Source organism: Bacteroides intestinalis (assembly GCF_003464595.1).
GTDB classification, from domain to species: domain Bacteria; phylum Bacteroidota; class Bacteroidia; order Bacteroidales; family Bacteroidaceae; genus Bacteroides; species Bacteroides intestinalis_A.
In genome coordinates this window covers 48890-66322 of the sequence record NZ_QRZF01000007.1, presented here as the reverse complement: position 1 = coordinate 66322, position 17433 = coordinate 48890, and the positions used below count along the sequence as shown (strand labels likewise).

Here is a 17433-nt window from a genome sequence, read left to right as displayed (position 1 = left end):
TATATATAATAAAGTATGGCTTTTAGAAAAGATAACAAGATAAAGAGTAATTTCTCGAAGATCTCTATTGGTTTGGCTTCTCCGGAAGAAATCCTTGAGAATTCGAGTGGTGAAGTTTTAAAGCCTGAAACTATCAACTATCGTACGTATAAGCCTGAACGTGACGGTTTGTTCTGTGAGCGCATTTTTGGTCCTATCAAGGATTATGAATGCCATTGCGGTAAGTACAAACGTATCCGTTACAAAGGTATTGTCTGCGACCGTTGTGGTGTGGAAGTGACAGAGAAAAAAGTACGTCGTGAGCGTATGGGACACATTCAGTTGGTTGTGCCGGTAGCTCATATCTGGTATTTCCGCTCACTTCCTAACAAGATTGGTTATTTGTTGGGTCTTCCTACAAAGAAACTTGATTCTATTATTTATTATGAGCGTTATGTGGTAATCCAGGCTGGTGTGATGTCAGGTGAGATTGCTGAATATGATTTGCTCTCGGAAGAAGAATATCTGGATTTGATGGAGAAGTTGCCGAAAGACAATCAATTCTTGGAAGATTCAGATCCTAATAAATTCATAGCTAAGATGGGTGCTGAAGCCATTTATGACTTGCTGGCCCGTCTGGATTTGGATGCATTGTCTTATGAATTGCGTCACCGTGCTGGTAACGACGCTTCTCAACAACGTAAGAATGAGGCTTTGAAGCGTCTTCAGGTTGTTGAATCATTCCGTGTATCTCGTGGACGTAATAAGCCGGAATGGATGATCGTACGTATTGTACCGGTTATCCCACCCGAACTTCGTCCGTTGGTTCCGTTGGATGGTGGTCGTTTCGCTACTTCTGACTTAAATGACCTTTATCGTCGTGTAATTATTCGTAATAATCGTCTGAAGAGACTCATTGAGATCAAAGCTCCTGAAGTAATTTTGCGTAATGAAAAACGTATGTTGCAGGAAGCTGTTGATTCTTTGTTCGATAACTCACGTAAATCCAGTGCAGTAAAAACGGATGCTAACCGTCCTTTGAAATCTCTTTCTGATAGTTTGAAAGGTAAGCAAGGTCGTTTCCGTCAGAACCTGTTGGGTAAGCGTGTTGACTATTCTGCACGTTCGGTAATCGTTGTAGGTCCGGAATTAAGAATGGGTGAATGCGGTATTCCTAAATTGATGGCAGCTGAACTGTACAAACCGTTCATTATACGTAAGTTGATTGAACGTGGTATTGTGAAGACCGTGAAGAGTGCCAAGAAGATTGTGGATCGTAAAGAAGCTGTTATCTGGGATATTTTGGAACATGTAATGAAAGGTCATCCGGTACTGTTGAACCGTGCACCGACATTGCACCGTTTGGGTATTCAGGCATTCCAGCCTAAGATGATTGAAGGAAAAGCTATTCAGTTGCACCCGTTGGCATGTACGGCTTTCAATGCCGACTTTGACGGTGACCAGATGGCTGTTCACTTGCCGTTGAGCAATGAAGCTGTTTTGGAGGCTCAGATGTTGATGCTTCAATCTCATAATATTTTGAACCCGGCGAATGGTGCTCCTATTACTGTACCTTCTCAAGATATGGTGCTTGGTTTGTACTACATTACTAAATTACGTAAGGGTGCAAAAGGCGAAGGCTTGATATTCTATGGTCCGGAAGAAGCTTTGATTGCTTACAATGAGGGTAAAGTTGATATTCATGCTCCGATCAGCGTTGTTGTGAAGGATGTGGACGAGAATGGAAATGTTGTTGACGTAATGATGCATGACACTTCTGTAGGTCGTGTTATTGTTAATGAAATTGTTCCCCCTGAAGCTGGTTATATCAATACCATTATTTCTAAGAAATCACTTCGTGATATTATTAGTGATGTAATTAAGGTATGTGGTGTGGCTAAAGCTGCCGACTTCCTCGATGGTATCAAGAATTTAGGTTATCAAATGGCCTTTAAGGGTGGTTTGTCATTCAACTTGGGTGATATTATCATTCCGGAACAAAAAGAGGCATTGGTACAGAAAGGATATGATGAAGTTGAGCAGGTTATCAACAACTATAACATGGGTTTCATTACCAATAATGAACGTTACAACCAGGTGATCGATATTTGGACACATGTTAATTCTGAGTTGTCTAATATATTGATGAAGACCATTTCGAGTGATGACCAAGGATTCAATGCTGTATATATGATGTTGGATTCCGGTGCCCGTGGTTCTAAAGAACAGATTCGTCAGTTGTCCGGTATGCGTGGTTTGATGGCAAAACCGCAGAAGGCAGGTGCAGAGGGTGGTCAGATTATTGAAAACCCGATTCTTTCAAACTTTAAGGAAGGTCTTTCGGTGTTGGAGTACTTCATCTCTACCCACGGTGCTCGTAAAGGTTTGGCGGATACGGCGTTGAAAACGGCTGATGCCGGATATTTGACTCGTCGTTTGGTTGACGTATCTCATGATGTGATTATTAATGAAGAAGACTGCGGTACGCTCCGTGGATTGGTTTGTACAGACTTGAAGAATAATGATGAAATCATTGCTACATTGTATGAGCGTATCCTTGGTCGTGTATCTGTACATGATATTGTTCATCCTACAACAGGTGAATTGCTGGTTGCAGGTGGTGAAGAAATAACCGAAGAAGTTGCTAAGAAGATTCAGGATTCTCCGATTGAAAGTGTTGAAATACGTTCTGTATTGACTTGCGAATCGAAGAAGGGTGTTTGTGCAAAATGTTATGGACGTAATCTTGCAACGAGCCAGATGGTTCAGAGAGGTGAGGCTGTTGGTGTAATTGCTGCACAGTCTATCGGTGAGCCGGGTACACAGTTGACGTTGCGTACTTTCCACGCCGGTGGTACGGCTGCCAATATTGCAGCCAATGCAAGTATCACGGCCAAGAATCCGGCACGTCTGGAATTTGAAGAACTTCGTACTGTAGATGTTGTAGATGAAGCTGGTGAACCGGCGAAGGTGGTAGTAGGTCGTTTGGCTGAAGTACGCTTTGTGGATGTGAATACTGGTATTGTTCTTTCTACTCATAATGTACCTTATGGTTCTACTCTTTATGCAGCTGATGGTGAGGTCGTAGAAAAAGGTAAGATGATTGCCCGTTGGGATCCGTTCAACGCTGTTATTATAACGGAAGCTACAGGTAGGATTGAGTTTGAAGGTGTTATCGAGAATGTCACCTATAAGGTGGAATCTGATGAATCTACCGGTCTGCGCGAAATTATCATCATTGAGTCTAAGGATAAGACGAAAGTTCCGACAGCTCACATTATGACAGAAGATGGTGACTTGATTCGTACATATAACCTCCCTGTGGGTGGTCACGTTGTTGTCGAAAACAAGCAAAAGGTAAAAGCCGGTGAAGTTATCGTGAAAATACCTCGTGCAGTTGGTAAGGCTGGTGATATCACGGGTGGTCTTCCACGTGTAACAGAGTTGTTTGAGGCTCGTAATCCGTCTAATCCTGCTGTTGTTTCTGAAATCGATGGTGAGGTTACAATGGGTAAGGTTAAACGTGGTAATCGTGAAATCGTGGTAACTTCTAAGACTGGTGAAGTTAAGAAGTATCTGGTGCCGTTGTCAAAACAGATTCTGGTACAGGAGAACGACTATGTACGCGCTGGAACTCCATTGTCTGACGGTGCTACAACTCCTGCTGATATTCTGGCTATTAAAGGCCCTACGGCTGTACAGGAATATATCGTAAATGAGGTACAGGATGTATATCGTCTGCAGGGTGTGAAGATTAATGATAAGCACTTTGAAATTATAGTTCGCCAGATGATGCGTAAAGTTGAAATCGATGAACCGGGCGATACTCGCTTCCTGGAACAACAGGTAGTGGATAAGTTGGAGTTCATGGAAGAAAACGATCGTATCTGGGGTAAGAAGGTTGTTGTTGATGCTGGTGATTCTCAGAATTTGCAGCCGGGGCAGATTGTTACTGCTCGCAAATTGCGCGATGAAAACAGTATGCTGAAACGTCGTGACTTGAAACCTGTTGAAGTGCGTGATGCTGTTCCTGCAACTTCTACTCAGATTCTTCAGGGTATAACTCGCGCAGCTCTGCAAACTTCAAGCTTCATGTCAGCTGCTTCATTCCAGGAAACTACCAAGGTCTTGAACGAAGCTGCTATCAACGGTAAGATTGATAAGTTGGAAGGTATGAAAGAGAACGTTATTTGCGGTCACTTGATTCCTGCCGGTACGGGTCAGCGTGAATTTGAAAAGATAATTGTTGGCTCCAAAGAGGAATATGACCGTATCCTTGCAAACAAGAAAACGGTTCTTGATTATAACTCAATGGATGTTGAAGAATAAGATGTAATAAATACAGTCAATTGATTATTAAATAGGAAAGAGGAGATATCTTTAAAAGGATGTCTCCTCTTTTGTTTTGGAATAAAATATTATTCTTACCTTTGAATATTTAAATTCTAAACGTAAAGCGAAAATGGAAAATCAGGAAATGAATAATCAATTACAAATTGAACTAAAAGAAGATATTGCACAGGGGACGTATGCAAATTTAGCTGTGATTACACACTCCAGCTCTGAGTTTATTGTTGATTTTGTACGCGTGATGCCGGGAATGCCCAAAGCTGGGGTAAAATCACGTATTGTGCTGGCACCGGAGCACGCTAAGAGACTATTGCGTGCTTTGGAAGAAAATATCGGTAAATATGAACGTACATTTGGTGCTATCAGGTTGTTGGATGAACAATCAATTCCGCCTATGACGAATGTCAAAGGGGAAGCTTAAAATTAAAAAAAAACTTGTAGTGCATTGATTATTCAAATATTATTCGTATTTTTGCAGCCCAAAAGTGTATAGCTACGAAATTAATATAACAATAATATATAATTAAAAACAATTAAAATGCCTACAATTCAGCAATTAGTAAGAAAAGGACGCGAGGTGTTGGTGGAGAAAAGTAAATCACCGGCTCTCGATTCATGTCCTCAAAGACGTGGCGTTTGCGTGAGAGTGTATACAACCACTCCGAAAAAACCGAATTCTGCAATGCGTAAAGTTGCACGTGTACGTTTGACCAATGGTAAAGAGGTGAACTCTTACATTCCGGGAGAAGGACACAACTTGCAGGAGCACTCTATTGTATTAGTTCGTGGTGGTCGTGTTAAGGACCTTCCGGGTGTACGTTATCACATTGTTCGTGGTACATTGGATACTGCAGGTGTTGCAGGTCGTACTCAGAGACGTTCTAAATACGGAACTAAGCGTCCGAAACCGGGACAGCAAGCTGCACCGGCTAAGAAAAAATAATAGAATAGCCCTACACTGTAAACAGTTAAATTAAAAGTAATAACTTACGTTTTAGTTTATTGGAAATGCTAAAGGTTGAGTAAATTCTCCGGAGGGAGAGTTGAAGAAGTCAAGAAGTAAACAACCAAGAACGAAAAACATTATTCTTTCAAACAAATGAGAAAAGCAAAACCCAAAAAACGCGTTATCCTGCCGGATCCCGTGTTTAATGATCAAAAGGTTTCAAAATTCGTAAACCATCTGATGTATGACGGAAAGAAGAATACCTCTTATGAAATCTTCTACGCCGCTTTGGAAACAGTAAAAGCAAAACTTCCTAACGAAGAAAAGTCTGCTCTTGAAATTTGGAAAAAGGCTTTGGATAATGTAACTCCGCAAGTTGAGGTTAAATCTCGTCGTGTGGGTGGTGCTACATTCCAGGTTCCGACAGAAATCCGTCCGGATCGTAAGGAGTCAGTATCAATGAAGAACCTGATTATTTTTGCTCGCAAGCGTGGTGGTAAATCAATGGCTGATAAATTGGCTGCTGAGATCATGGATGCATATAATGAACAAGGTGGTGCTTACAAACGTAAAGAAGATATGCATAGAATGGCTGAAGCTAACCGTGCATTTGCTCATTTTAGATTCTAATACTATAAGAATAACCGATAGATTAAAAACTTAAAGTAAAAGGAATTAAAAAATGGCTAAGCAAGATTTACATTTGACGCGTAATATTGGTATCATGGCTCACATCGATGCCGGAAAAACAACTACCTCTGAACGTATCCTGTTCTATACGGGTTTGACTCACAAAATTGGAGAAGTACATGATGGTGCTGCTACAATGGACTGGATGGCGCAGGAGCAAGAACGTGGTATTACTATCACTTCTGCTGCTACTACAACTCGTTGGAAATATGCAGGTGATACTTATAAAATCAACTTGATTGATACTCCGGGACACGTTGACTTCACTGCTGAAGTAGAGCGTTCTTTGCGTATCTTGGATGGTGCTGTTGCTGCATACTGTGCAGTAGGTGGAGTTGAACCGCAGTCTGAGACTGTATGGCGCCAGGCTGATAAATATAATGTGCCACGTATTGCTTATGTGAATAAGATGGACCGTTCAGGTGCTGACTTCTTTGAGGTTGTGCGCCAGATGAAGGCTGTTTTGGGAGCTAATCCGTGTCCGATAGTTATTCCTATTGGCGCTGAGGAATCTTTTAAAGGTCTGGTGGATCTTATTAAGATGAAAGCTATTTATTGGCATGATGAAACAATGGGCGCTGACTATACAGTGGAAGAAATTCCTGCTAATCTGGTAGACGAAGCTAACGAGTGGAGAGACAAAATGCTCGAAAAAGTGGCGGAGTTTGACGATGCTTTGATGGAGAAATATTTCGATGATCCTTCTACTATTACAGAAGAAGAAGTGTTGAGAGCTCTTCGCAATGCTACAGTGCAGATGGCAGTTGTTCCGATGTTGTGTGGCTCTTCATTTAAGAACAAGGGCGTACAGACTTTACTTGACTATGTTTGTGCATTCTTGCCGTCTCCATTGGATACAGAAAATGTAGTTGGTACAAATCCTGACACAGGGGCTGAAGAAGATCGTAAACCTAGTGATGACGAAAAAACTTCTGCTTTGGCATTTAAGATTGCAACTGACCCTTATGTAGGTCGTTTGACTTTCTTCCGTGTTTATTCGGGTAAAATAGAAGCTGGCTCTTATATTTACAACTCTCGTTCTGGTAAGAAAGAACGTGTATCTCGTTTGTTCCAGATGCACTCAAACAAGCAGAACCCGGTTGAAGTTATTGGTGCTGGTGATATTGGTGCAGGTGTTGGTTTCAAAGATATTCATACAGGTGATACCTTGTGTGATGAAGATGCACCGATTGTATTGGAATCTATGGATTTCCCGGAACCGGTTATTGGTATTGCAGTAGAACCAAAGACTCAGAAAGATATGGACAAACTGTCTAACGGTTTGGCTAAATTGGCTGAAGAAGATCCGACGTTTACTGTGAAAACTGACGAGCAGACTGGTCAGACGGTTATTTCTGGTATGGGTGAGCTTCACTTGGATATTATTATTGACCGTCTGAAACGTGAGTTTAAGGTAGAATGTAACCAAGGTAAACCTCAAGTTAACTACAAGGAAGCTATTACGAAGACAGTTAACTTGCGTGAAGTTTATAAGAAGCAGTCTGGTGGACGTGGTAAATTTGCTGATATCATAGTAAATATCGGCCCGGCTGACGAAGACTTTGTACAGGGAGGTTTGCAGTTTGTAGACGAAGTAAAAGGTGGTAATATTCCTAAGGAATTTATCCCATCTGTACAAAAGGGATTCACGACTGCAATGAAGAATGGTGTATTAGCTGGTTATCCTTTGGATTCACTGAAGGTGACATTGCTTGATGGTTCTTTCCACCCGGTTGACTCTGACCAGTTGTCATTCGAAATCTGTGCTATCCAGGCATATAAGAGTGCTTGTGCTAAAGCAGGTCCTGTACTTATGGAACCTATCATGAAACTGGAAGTTGTAACTCCGGAAGAAAACATGGGTGATGTAATCGGTGACTTGAATAAGCGTCGTGGCCAGGTAGAAGGTATGGAGTCTAGTCGTTCGGGTGCTCGCATTGTGAAGGCTATGGTTCCATTGGCAGAAATGTTTGGATATGTAACAGCATTGCGTACTATCACTTCTGGCCGTGCTACTTCATCAATGGTATATTCTCATCACGCTCAACTTTCTAACTCTATTGCCAAGGCAGTATTGGAGGAAGTAAAGGGACGTGCTGATTTACTCTAAAATACTTAGAATCCGTAGGCTAGCGAATGACTCTTAGCCTACGGAATTTTATCTTATTATAACTTTAATAATTAATCAAACTAATGAGTCAAAAAATTAGAATTAAATTGAAATCTTACGACCACAACTTAGTTGACAAGTCAGCTGAGAAGATTGTAAGAACGGTGAAGGCAACGGGCGCCATCGTTAGCGGTCCGATTCCTCTCCCTACGCACAAGCGTATCTTTACCGTGAACCGTTCGACTTTCGTAAACAAGAAGTCACGTGAGCAGTTTGAACTCTCTTCTTATAAGAGACTGATCGACATCTATAGCTCAACAGCTAAGACTGTAGACGCTCTGATGAAGTTGGAGTTACCGAGTGGTGTGGAAGTAGAAATCAAAGTTTAGTATTTAAATTTTAAGTGAAATGCCAGGATTATTAGGAAAAAAAATCGGAATGACATCCGTTTTCAGTGCCGAGGGTAAGAATGTACCATGCACTGTTATCGAAGCAGGTCCTTGTGTTGTTACTCAAGTTAAGAGTGTCGAAAAAGATGGCTATGCAGCTGTTCAGTTGGGCTTCCAGGATAAAAAGGAGAAGCATACAACTAAACCGTTGATGGGTCACTTTAAGAAGGCTGGAGTAACTCCCAAGAAACACTTGGCTGAGTTCAAAGAATTTGAAACAGAGTTAAATCTGGGTGATACTGTTACCGTAGAATTGTTTAATGACGCAACTTTCGTTGATGTTATCGGAACTTCTAAAGGTAAGGGTTTCCAAGGTGTAGTTAAAAGACATGGTTTTGGTGGTGTAGGTCAAACTACTCACGGTCAGCACAACCGTGCTCGTAAGCCGGGTTCTATCGGTGCTTGTTCATACCCTGCAAAAGTATTCAAAGGAATGCGTATGGGTGGTCAACTTGGCGGCGACAGAGTGACTGTTCAAAACTTACAGGTATTAAAGGTTCTTCCGGATCACAACCTTCTTTTGATTAAGGGGTCTGTTCCCGGTTGCAAAGGTTCAATCGTAATAATTGAGAAATAATGGAAGTTAACGTATATAACATTAAAGGTGAAGACACTGGGAGAAAGATTACGTTAAACGAATCTATCTTCGGAATTGAGCCCAACGACCACGCTATCTATTTGGACGTAAAGCAATTTATGGCTAATCAGCGTCAGGGTACACATAAATCAAAAGAAAGAAGCGAGATTAGTGGTTCTACTCGTAAGATCGGTCGTCAAAAAGGCGGTGGCGGTGCACGTCGTGGTGACATGAACTCACCGGTACTTGTCGGTGGTGCTCGTGTTTTCGGTCCTAAACCGAGAGATTACTACTTCAAGTTGAATAAAAAAGTAAAGACATTAGCTCGTAAGTCAGCTTTGGCGTATAAAGCACAGAACAATGCGGTTGTTATTGTAGAAGACTTCAATTTCGAAGCTCCGAAAACGAAAGATTTTGTTGCAATGACAAAAAACCTTAAAGTTTCTGACAAAAAGCTGCTGGTGATTTTACCGGAAGCAAATAAAAATGTATATTTGTCGGCTCGTAACGTGGAAAGTGCAAATGTACAGACTATCTCAGGATTAAATACTTACAGAGTATTGAATGCTGGGGTTGTTGTGTTTACTGAAAGCGCTCTTTCGGCTATTGACAATATCTTAATGTAAAAAGGAGGCTTAAATAATGGGAATTATTATTAAACCGTTAGTAACAGAGAAAATGACTGCAATTACAGATAAGGCGAACAATCGTTTCGGCTTTATTGTACGTCCTGATGCTAACAAATTGGAAATTAAGAGTGAAGTTGAAGCCTTATATAACGTTACGGTAGTTGATGTAAATACAGTTAAGTATGCCGGTAAAAACAAAAGCCGTTATACAAAAGCAGGTATCATCAATGGTCGTACGAATGCATATAAAAAAGCAATCGTTACGTTGAAAGAAGGAGATACTATTGATTTTTATAGCAATATTTAAAAGAAATGGCAGTACGTAAATTTAAGCCCACAACACCGGGGCAAAGACATAAAATTATTGGTACCTTTGAGGAAATTACTGCGCGGGTACCAGAAAAATCTCTTGTTTTTGGCAAGAAATCTTCAGGTGGTCGTAACAGCGAAGGTAAGATGACTATGCGCTACATTGGTGGTGGTCATAAGAAGATTATTAGAATTGTAGATTTCAAGAGAAATAAGGACGGTGTACCTGCAGTGGTTAAAACAATTGAATATGATCCGAATCGTTCGGCTCGTATAGCTTTGTTGTTTTATGCAGATGGAGAAAAAAGATATATAATTGCTCCCAATGGATTGCAAGTAGGTGCGACTTTAATGTCAGGTGAGAGTGCTGCTCCGGAAATCGGTAATGCACTTCCTCTTCAGAATATTCCGGTTGGTACTGTAATTCATAACATTGAATTACGTCCGGGTCAAGGTGCAGCTTTGGTTCGTTCAGCTGGTAATTTTGCTCAGTTGACTTCAAGAGAAGGTAAATATTGTGTTATCAAATTACCTTCAGGTGAAGTTAGACAAATACTTAGCACTTGTAAAGCTACTATCGGTAGTGTTGGTAACTCAGATCATGGATTGGAAAGTTCAGGTAAAGCTGGACGCTCTCGTTGGATGGGCCGTCGCCCGCGTAACCGTGGTGTTGTAATGAACCCGGTTGATCACCCGATGGGTGGTGGTGAAGGACGTGCTTCAGGAGGACACCCAAGATCTCGTAAGGGATTGTATGCTAAGGGACTTAAGACAAGAGCTCCGAAGAAACAATCGTCTAAGTATATTATTGAGAGAAGAAAGAAGTAATCTGATTAATTGAGTAAACTATGAGTCGTTCATTAAAAAAAGGTCCGTATATTAACGTTAAGCTTGAGAAGAAAGTTCTTGCTATGAATGAATCAGGCAAGAAAGTTGTTGTTAAGACTTGGGCCAGAGCTTCAATGATTTCGCCTGATTTCGTAGGCCATACAGTTGCAGTTCATAACGGAAATAAATTTATTCCTGTATACGTTACCGAAAATATGGTAGGTCACAAGTTGGGCGAATTTGCTCCAACTCGTACTTTCAGAGGACACGCTGGTAACAAGAAAAAATAACAGGATTTATCTGAAATAATAAAGTATAAATATAATGGGAGCAAGAAAAAAAATATCGGCTGAAAAAAGAAAAGAAGCCCTTAAGACCATGTATTTTGCAAAGTTGCAGAATGTTCCTACTTCCCCTCGCAAAATGCGTCTCGTGGCTGACATGATTCGCGGGATGGAAGTGAACAGAGCACTTGGCGTTTTGAAGTTTTCTTCAAAAGAAGCAGCTGCCAGAGTTGAGAAATTACTGCGCTCTGCAATTGCTAACTGGGAGCAGAAAAACGAACGTAAAGCTGAAAGTGGCGAGTTATTCGTAACAAAGATTTTTGTTGATGGTGGTGCTACACTCAAGAGAATGAGACCGGCTCCGCAGGGTAGAGGTTACAGAATTCGTAAGCGTTCAAATCACGTAACGTTGTTCGTTGGTTCTAAAAGTAATAACGAAGATCAAAATTAAGGTAAATGGGACAAAAAGTTAATCCAATAAGCAACCGTTTAGGAATTATCAGAGGATGGGATTCCAATTGGTATGGTGGAAATAATTACGGCGATTCTCTGCTGGAAGATAGCAAGATTCGTAAATATTTGAACGCTAGACTTGCAAAAGCTAGTGTATCAAGAATCGTAATTGAACGTACACTGAAACTCGTGACTATTACCGTTTGTACTGCACGTCCGGGTATTATTATCGGTAAAGGTGGCCAGGAAGTTGATAAGTTGAAAGAAGAGTTGAAGAAGGTTACCGATAAGGATATTCAGATCAATATCTTCGAAGTGAAAAGACCTGAGTTGGATGCTGTTATTGTTGCTAATAACATCGCTCGTCAGGTAGAGGGAAAGATTGCCTATCGCCGTGCCATTAAAATGGCTATCGCTAATACTATGCGTATGGGTGCTGAAGGTATCAAAATTCAGATTTCAGGACGTTTGAATGGCGCTGAAATGGCCCGTTCTGAAATGTATAAGGAAGGAAGAACTCCGTTGCACACTTTCAGAGCAGATATCGACTACTGTCATGCAGAAGCATTGACGAAGGTTGGTCTTCTCGGTATTAAAGTTTGGATCTGTAGAGGTGAAGTTTTTGGTAAGAGAGAATTAGCTCCGAACTTTACGCAAAGCAAAGAAAGCGGTCGTGGAAGCAATAGCGGAAACAATGGCGGAAAGAACTTCAAAAGAAAGAAAAATAATCGCTAAACGAATTTGAATTTTTAGGAATTATGTTACAACCGAAAAAGACAAAATTCAGAAGACAACAAAAAGGCCGTCAAAAAGGTATTGCCCAAAGAGGTAATCAGTTGGCTTTCGGTTCTTTTGGAATTAAGGCTTTGGAAACAAAATGGATTACAGGCCGTCAGATCGAAGCTGCTCGTATTGCAGTGACAAGATATATGCAACGTCAAGGACAAATTTGGATTCGTATTTTCCCGGATAAACCTATTACCAGAAAACCTGCAGATGTACGTATGGGTAAAGGTAAGGGTGCTCCAGAGGGCTTTGTTGCCCCTGTTACTCCGGGAAGAATTATTATCGAAGCTGAAGGAGTATCTTATGAAATCGCAAAAGAAGCTTTGCGCTTAGCTGCACAGAAGCTTCCTATTACAACGAAGTTTGTTGTGAGACGTGATTATGATATTCAAAATCAAAATGCGTAATGGATATGAAAATAGCAGAAATTAAAGAAATACCTACCAATGATCTGGTAGAAAGAGTAGAGGCAGAAGTGACAAACTATAATCAAATGGTTTTAAATCATTCTATTTCTCCTTTGGATAATCCTGCTCAGATCAAACAATTACGCAGGACTATTGCGCGTATGAAAACAGAATTACGCCAAAGAGAACTTAACAATAAATGATGAGCTTGATGGAAGCAAGAAATTTAAGAAAAGAAAGAACTGGGGTTGTGCTGAGCAATAAGATGGATAAAACCATTACAGTAGCAGCTAAGTTTAAAGAGAAACACCCCATATATGGTAAGTTCGTTAGCAAGACTAAGAAGTACCATGCTCATGATGAAAAAAATGAGTGCAATATCGGTGATACTGTACTTATTATGGAGACTCGTCCTTTGAGCAAGACTAAAAGATGGAGATTGGTAGAAATAATTGAAAGAGCTAAGTAATTATGATACAAGTAGAATCCAGAATTACAGTATGTGATAACAGTGGAGCAAAAGAAGCTCTCTGTATTCGCGTTTTGGGCGGTACGGGTCGTCGTTATGCTTCAGTGGGGGACGTAATTGTTGTTTCTGTAAAGAGCGTCATCCCTTCAAGTGATATTAAAAAAGGTGCAGTGTCTAAAGCTTTGATCGTACGTACTAAGAAAGAAATCCGTCGTCCCGATGGTTCTTATATACGTTTTGATGATAATGCTTGTGTGTTGTTGAACAACGCAGGCGAGATTAGAGGTAGTCGTATTTTCGGTCCGGTAGCTCGTGAACTTCGTGCTACTAACATGAAAGTTGTGTCACTCGCTCCTGAAGTACTTTAATTTTGTAAAAGATTTAAGTAATGAGTAAATTACATATTAAAAAAGGCGATACAGTTTACGTAAATGCTGGTGAAGACAAAGGCAAAACTGGTCGTGTGTTGAAGGTTCTTGTTGATAAAAATCGTGCAATTGTTGAAGGTATCAACATGGTGTCCAAGAGCACTAAGCCTAATGCAAAGAACCCCCAGGGTGGTATTGTGAAGCAGGAAGCTTCTATCCATTTGTCTAACTTGAATCCCGTAGATCCTAAAACGGGTAAAGCCACGCGTATCAGTCGTAAAGTAACTATTGATGAAAATGGTAAGAAGACTATTGCACGTGTTTCTAAAAAATCAGGAGAGGAGATTAAGTAATGAGTAATACTGCAAGCCTTAAGAAAGAATATGTAGAGCGTATTGCGCCTGCATTGAAATCACAGTTCCAGTATTCTTCTGCAATGCAGGTACCCGTACTTAAGAAGATTGTTATCAATCAGGGTTTGGGTATGGCTGTTGCTGATAAGAAGATTATCGAAGTGGCAATTAATGAAATGACTGCTATCACAGGTCAGAAAGCTGTAGCAACCATTTCTCGTAAAGATATCGCTAACTTTAAGTTGCGTAAAAAAATGCCTATTGGCGTTATGGTAACTTTGCGTCGTGAGAGAATGTACGAATTTCTTGAAAAATTGGTTCGTGTAGCTCTTCCTCGTATCCGTGACTTCAAGGGTATTGAAAGTAAGTTTGATGGAAAGGGTAACTATACTCTTGGTATTCAGGAACAAATCATTTTCCCTGAAATTAATATCGATAGTATTACCAGAATTCTCGGAATGAATATTACCTTTGTAACCTCTGCACAAACAGATGAAGAAGGTTATGCCTTGTTGAAAGAATTCGGTTTACCGTTTAAAAACGCTAAAAAAGATTGATAATATGGCAAAGGAATCAATGAAGGCACGTGAAGTAAGACGTGCTAAATTAGTAGCCAAATATGCCGAGAAGAGAGCTGCATTGAAACAAATCGTTAGAACAGGTGATCCTGCTGAAGCTTTTGAAGCTGCACAGAAATTACAGGAACTGCCTAAGAATTCTAATCCGATTCGTATGCATAACCGTTGCAAATTGACTGGTCGTCCTAAAGGATATATCCGTCAATTCGGTATCTCCAGAATTCAATTCCGTGAGATGGCTTCTAACGGTCTTATTCCCGGTATTAAGAAAGCAAGCTGGTAATTTTTGTTTTAAATATTGTCAGGGTAGGCCTGATTAATTTAATTTTTTATTATATGACTGATCCAATAGCAGATTATTTGACGAGGTTGCGGAACGCTATTCAAGCAAAGCACAGAGTTGTAGAAGTTCCCGCTTCAAATTTGAAAAAAGAAATCACTAAGATTCTTTTTGAGAAAGGCTACATTCTTAATTATAAGTTTGTAGAAGATGGTCCTCAAGGTACAATTAAGGTAGCCTTGAAGTATGATCCGGTTAACAAAGTAAACGCAATTAAGAAACTGGAAAGAATTTCTTCTCCGGGTTTGCGTCAGTATACCGGTTATAAGGACATGCCGCGAGTTATTAATGGTTTGGGTATTGCTATAATATCTACTTCCAAAGGTGTAATGACCAACAAAGAAGCCGCTGAACTGAAAATCGGTGGTGAAGTTTTGTGTTATGTATATTAATAGGAGGAATTAGCAATGTCAAGAATAGGAAAATTACCCATTAGTATTCCCGCTGGAGTAACAGTTACTCTGAAAGAAAATGTGGTTACCGTGAAGGGACCCAAAGGCGAACTTAGCCAATATGTAGATCCTGCTATCAATGTTGCCATCGAAGATGGTCATCTGACTTTGAGCGAGAATGAAAATGCAATGTTGGATAATCCCAAACAAAAGCATGCATTCCATGGCTTGTACCGTTCTTTGGTACACAACATGGTAGTTGGTGTATCTGAAGGATATAAAAAAGAATTGGAGCTTGTAGGTGTAGGTTACCGTGCTTCTAACCAAGGTAATATCATTGAATTGTCTTTGGGTTATACGCACAATATCTTTATACAGTTGCCTCCTGAAGTTAAAGTAGAGACAAAATCTGAAAGAAATAAGAATCCACTTATTATTTTAGAGTCTTGCGATAAACAATTGCTGGGTCAAGTTTGCTCTAAGATACGTTCTTTCCGTAAGCCCGAACCGTATAAAGGTAAAGGTATTAAGTTTGTTGGTGAAGAAATTCGTAGAAAGTCTGGTAAATCTGCCGGCGCTAAGTAATTTACATAAAATTAGAATGTTATGACAACAAAAATAGAAAGACGAATTAAGATCAAATATAGAGTACGCAACAAAATTTCAGGTACTGCTGAACGTCCGCGTATGAGTGTATTTAGAAGTAATAAGCAGATCTACGTTCAGCTTATCGACGATTTGGGAGGTAAGACTTTGGCTGCTGCATCTTCTTTAGGTATGACTGAAAAGTTACCAAAGAAAGAACAAGCTGCAAAGGTTGGAGAGTTGATCGCTAAGAAAGCTCAGGAAGCAGGTATTACTACTGTTGTTTTCGACCGTAATGGTTACTTGTATCATGGGAGAGTAAAAGAAGTGGCTGATGCTGCTCGTAACGGTGGACTTAAATTTTAATCATTATGGCAATTAATAATAGAGTTAAGATTACAAACGATATAGAACTGAAAGACCGTTTGGTTGCTATTAATCGTGTAACCAAAGTAACCAAAGGTGGTAGAACTTTTAGTTTCTCTGCAATTGTGGTTGTAGGTAATGAAGAAGGTATCATCGGTTGGGGTCTTGGTAAAGCAGGTGAAGTAACCGCAGCTATTGCTAAAGGTGTTGAATCTGCTAAGAAGAATCTGACAAAGGTGCCTGTTCTGAAGGGTACTGTTCCTCACGAACAGACCGCTAAGTTTGGTGGTGCAGAAGTGTTCATCAAACCTGCTTCTCATGGTACAGGTGTAGTTGCAGGTGGTGCAATGCGTGCAGTACTTGAAAGTGTTGGTATTACGGATGTTTTGGCTAAGTCAAAAGGATCTTCCAACCCGCACAACTTGGTGAAAGCTACTATCCTGGCGTTGGGTGAAATGCGTGACGCACGTATGGTTGCTCAAAACAGAGGTATTAGTATTGAAAAAGTATTTAGAGGATAAGGAGGAAATATGTCGACTATAAAGGTTAAACAAATTAAAAGTAGAATTGGTGCTCCGGCTGATCAAAAAAGAACTCTTGATGCACTGGGACTTCGTAAGTTGAATCGTGTGGTTGAACACGAGTGTACTCCTTCAATTCTTGGAATGGTGGATAAGGTTAAACACTTGGTTACCATTGTTAAGTAATTATTTGTTGAATATAAAACGAATTACAATATGAACTTAAGTAATTTAAAACCTGCTGAAGGATCTACTAAAACAAGAAAGAGAATTGGACGTGGTCCGGGTTCTGGCTTGGGAGGTACTTCTACCAGAGGTCATAAGGGAGCTAAATCAAGATCTGGTTATTCTAAAAAAATCGGTTTTGAAGGTGGTCAGATGCCTCTCCAACGTCGTGTTCCTAAATTCGGTTTTAAGAACATTAATCGTGTAGAGTATAAAGCTATCAACTTGGATACAATTCAGAAACTTGCTGAAGCTAAAAAGTTGGAGACAGTTGGTATTAATGATTTTATCGCTGCTGGCTTTATTTCTTCAAATCAGTTGGTAAAAGTATTAGGTAATGGAACTTTGACTACAAAGTTGGATGTGCAAGCTCATGCATTCTCTAAGACTGCTGTTGCTGCCATTGAAGCTGCTGGTGGAAGTGTAGTAAAACTCTAAT

26 protein-coding genes are annotated in these 17433 nt (G+C 40.3%); all 26 read left to right on the top strand.

Annotation, left to right across the window (positions count from 1 at the left end; translation table 11 throughout):
* The first annotated feature begins 15 nt into the window (after positions 1–15).
* The 26 genes from rpoC (at position 16) to rplO (ending at position 17432) form a co-directional block, all read left to right on the top strand.
* The gene (rpoC, locus tag DWW10_RS11870; RefSeq protein ID WP_118421709.1) at positions 16–4308 is read left to right on the top strand and encodes a DNA-directed RNA polymerase subunit beta'; all 4293 of its coding nucleotides are present in this window, start codon (positions 16–18) and stop codon (positions 4306–4308) included.
* A gap of 133 nt (positions 4309–4441) precedes the next feature.
* The gene (locus DWW10_RS11865; protein ID WP_022393203.1) at positions 4442–4750 is read left to right on the top strand and encodes a DUF3467 domain-containing protein; all 309 of its coding nucleotides are present in this window, start codon (positions 4442–4444) and stop codon (positions 4748–4750) included.
* Positions 4751–4867: 117 nt separating this feature from the next.
* Positions 4868–5272: a 30S ribosomal protein S12 gene (gene rpsL / locus DWW10_RS11860; RefSeq protein WP_118223681.1), complete on the top strand. Its 405-nt coding sequence runs from the start codon at positions 4868–4870 to the stop codon at positions 5270–5272.
* A gap of 156 nt (positions 5273–5428) precedes the next feature.
* Positions 5429–5905 (top strand): 30S ribosomal protein S7, encoded by a 477-nt coding sequence (rpsG, locus tag DWW10_RS11855; RefSeq protein ID WP_007662138.1) that lies wholly within the window; start codon positions 5429–5431, stop codon positions 5903–5905.
* 52 nt (positions 5906–5957) lie between these two features.
* Positions 5958–8075: an elongation factor G gene (gene fusA / locus DWW10_RS11850; protein WP_118421710.1), complete on the top strand. Its 2118-nt coding sequence runs from the start codon at positions 5958–5960 to the stop codon at positions 8073–8075.
* Between the two features lie 83 nt (positions 8076–8158).
* Complete coding sequence (gene rpsJ / locus DWW10_RS11845; protein WP_002558075.1) at positions 8159–8464, top strand: 30S ribosomal protein S10; 306 nt, start codon at positions 8159–8161, stop codon at positions 8462–8464.
* A 19-nt stretch (positions 8465–8483) separates the two neighbouring features.
* A complete protein-coding gene (gene rplC / locus DWW10_RS11840; RefSeq protein ID WP_007662140.1) occupies positions 8484–9101 on the top strand; it encodes a 50S ribosomal protein L3 in 618 nt (205 codons plus the stop codon).
* Positions 9101–9727, top strand: coding sequence for a 50S ribosomal protein L4 (gene rplD / locus DWW10_RS11835; protein ID WP_118421711.1), 627 nt, complete (start codon positions 9101–9103; stop codon positions 9725–9727). Before rplC ends, rplD begins: the two co-directional genes overlap by 1 nt.
* Positions 9728–9743: 16 nt before the next feature.
* Positions 9744–10037 (top strand): 50S ribosomal protein L23, encoded by a 294-nt coding sequence (gene rplW / locus DWW10_RS11830; protein ID WP_007662142.1) that lies wholly within the window; start codon positions 9744–9746, stop codon positions 10035–10037.
* A 5-nt stretch (positions 10038–10042) separates the two neighbouring features.
* Positions 10043–10867 (top strand): 50S ribosomal protein L2, encoded by an 825-nt coding sequence (gene rplB, locus DWW10_RS11825; RefSeq protein ID WP_007662143.1) that lies wholly within the window; start codon positions 10043–10045, stop codon positions 10865–10867.
* Positions 10868–10887: 20 nt separating this feature from the next.
* Complete coding sequence (gene rpsS / locus DWW10_RS11820) at positions 10888–11157, top strand: 30S ribosomal protein S19 (RefSeq protein WP_002558070.1); 270 nt, start codon at positions 10888–10890, stop codon at positions 11155–11157.
* Positions 11158–11191: 34 nt separating this feature from the next.
* Positions 11192–11602 carry a 50S ribosomal protein L22 gene (rplV, locus tag DWW10_RS11815; RefSeq protein ID WP_004291236.1) on the top strand — a complete coding sequence of 137 codons (411 nt, stop codon included), beginning with the start codon at positions 11192–11194 and terminating at the stop codon, positions 11600–11602.
* Between the two features lie 5 nt (positions 11603–11607).
* On the top strand, positions 11608–12339 hold the full coding sequence (gene rpsC, locus DWW10_RS11810) for a 30S ribosomal protein S3 (RefSeq protein ID WP_007212072.1): 732 nt from the start codon (positions 11608–11610) through the stop codon (positions 12337–12339).
* Positions 12340–12362: 23 nt separating this feature from the next.
* Positions 12363–12797, top strand: coding sequence for a 50S ribosomal protein L16 (gene rplP, locus DWW10_RS11805; RefSeq protein WP_007212073.1), 435 nt, complete (start codon positions 12363–12365; stop codon positions 12795–12797).
* A 5-nt stretch (positions 12798–12802) separates the two neighbouring features.
* The gene (rpmC, locus tag DWW10_RS11800; protein WP_007212074.1) at positions 12803–13000 is read left to right on the top strand and encodes a 50S ribosomal protein L29; all 198 of its coding nucleotides are present in this window, start codon (positions 12803–12805) and stop codon (positions 12998–13000) included.
* Positions 12997–13266 (top strand): 30S ribosomal protein S17, encoded by a 270-nt coding sequence (gene rpsQ, locus DWW10_RS11795; protein WP_007662150.1) that lies wholly within the window; start codon positions 12997–12999, stop codon positions 13264–13266. The genes rpmC and rpsQ overlap by 4 nt, the downstream gene beginning before the upstream one ends.
* Before the next feature lie 2 nt (positions 13267–13268).
* Positions 13269–13634, top strand: a complete 366-nt coding sequence (gene rplN / locus DWW10_RS11790; RefSeq protein ID WP_007212076.1) for a 50S ribosomal protein L14 — start codon at positions 13269–13271, stop codon at positions 13632–13634.
* 20 nt (positions 13635–13654) lie between these two features.
* Positions 13655–13987 (top strand): 50S ribosomal protein L24, encoded by a 333-nt coding sequence (gene rplX, locus DWW10_RS11785; protein ID WP_007662153.1) that lies wholly within the window; start codon positions 13655–13657, stop codon positions 13985–13987.
* Positions 13987–14544, top strand: coding sequence for a 50S ribosomal protein L5 (gene rplE / locus DWW10_RS11780; RefSeq protein ID WP_007662155.1), 558 nt, complete (start codon positions 13987–13989; stop codon positions 14542–14544). Before rplX ends, rplE begins: the two co-directional genes overlap by 1 nt.
* Positions 14545–14548: 4 nt before the next feature.
* Positions 14549–14848 (top strand): 30S ribosomal protein S14, encoded by a 300-nt coding sequence (gene rpsN / locus DWW10_RS11775; RefSeq protein ID WP_007212079.1) that lies wholly within the window; start codon positions 14549–14551, stop codon positions 14846–14848.
* A 53-nt stretch (positions 14849–14901) separates the two neighbouring features.
* A complete protein-coding gene (rpsH, locus tag DWW10_RS11770) occupies positions 14902–15297 on the top strand; it encodes a 30S ribosomal protein S8 (protein ID WP_004291226.1) in 396 nt (131 codons plus the stop codon).
* Between the two features lie 15 nt (positions 15298–15312).
* Positions 15313–15882, top strand: coding sequence for a 50S ribosomal protein L6 (rplF, locus tag DWW10_RS11765; RefSeq protein WP_007662159.1), 570 nt, complete (start codon positions 15313–15315; stop codon positions 15880–15882).
* A 21-nt stretch (positions 15883–15903) separates the two neighbouring features.
* Positions 15904–16248, top strand: coding sequence for a 50S ribosomal protein L18 (gene rplR / locus DWW10_RS11760; protein ID WP_007662161.1), 345 nt, complete (start codon positions 15904–15906; stop codon positions 16246–16248).
* A gap of 5 nt (positions 16249–16253) precedes the next feature.
* Positions 16254–16769, top strand: coding sequence for a 30S ribosomal protein S5 (rpsE, locus tag DWW10_RS11755; protein WP_007662163.1), 516 nt, complete (start codon positions 16254–16256; stop codon positions 16767–16769).
* Positions 16770–16778: 9 nt separating this feature from the next.
* Complete coding sequence (rpmD, locus tag DWW10_RS11750; RefSeq protein WP_007662165.1) at positions 16779–16955, top strand: 50S ribosomal protein L30; 177 nt, start codon at positions 16779–16781, stop codon at positions 16953–16955.
* Positions 16956–16985: 30 nt separating this feature from the next.
* Complete coding sequence (gene rplO / locus DWW10_RS11745) at positions 16986–17432, top strand: 50S ribosomal protein L15 (protein WP_007662167.1); 447 nt, start codon at positions 16986–16988, stop codon at positions 17430–17432.
* The last annotated feature ends 1 nt before the right edge of the window (position 17433 follow it).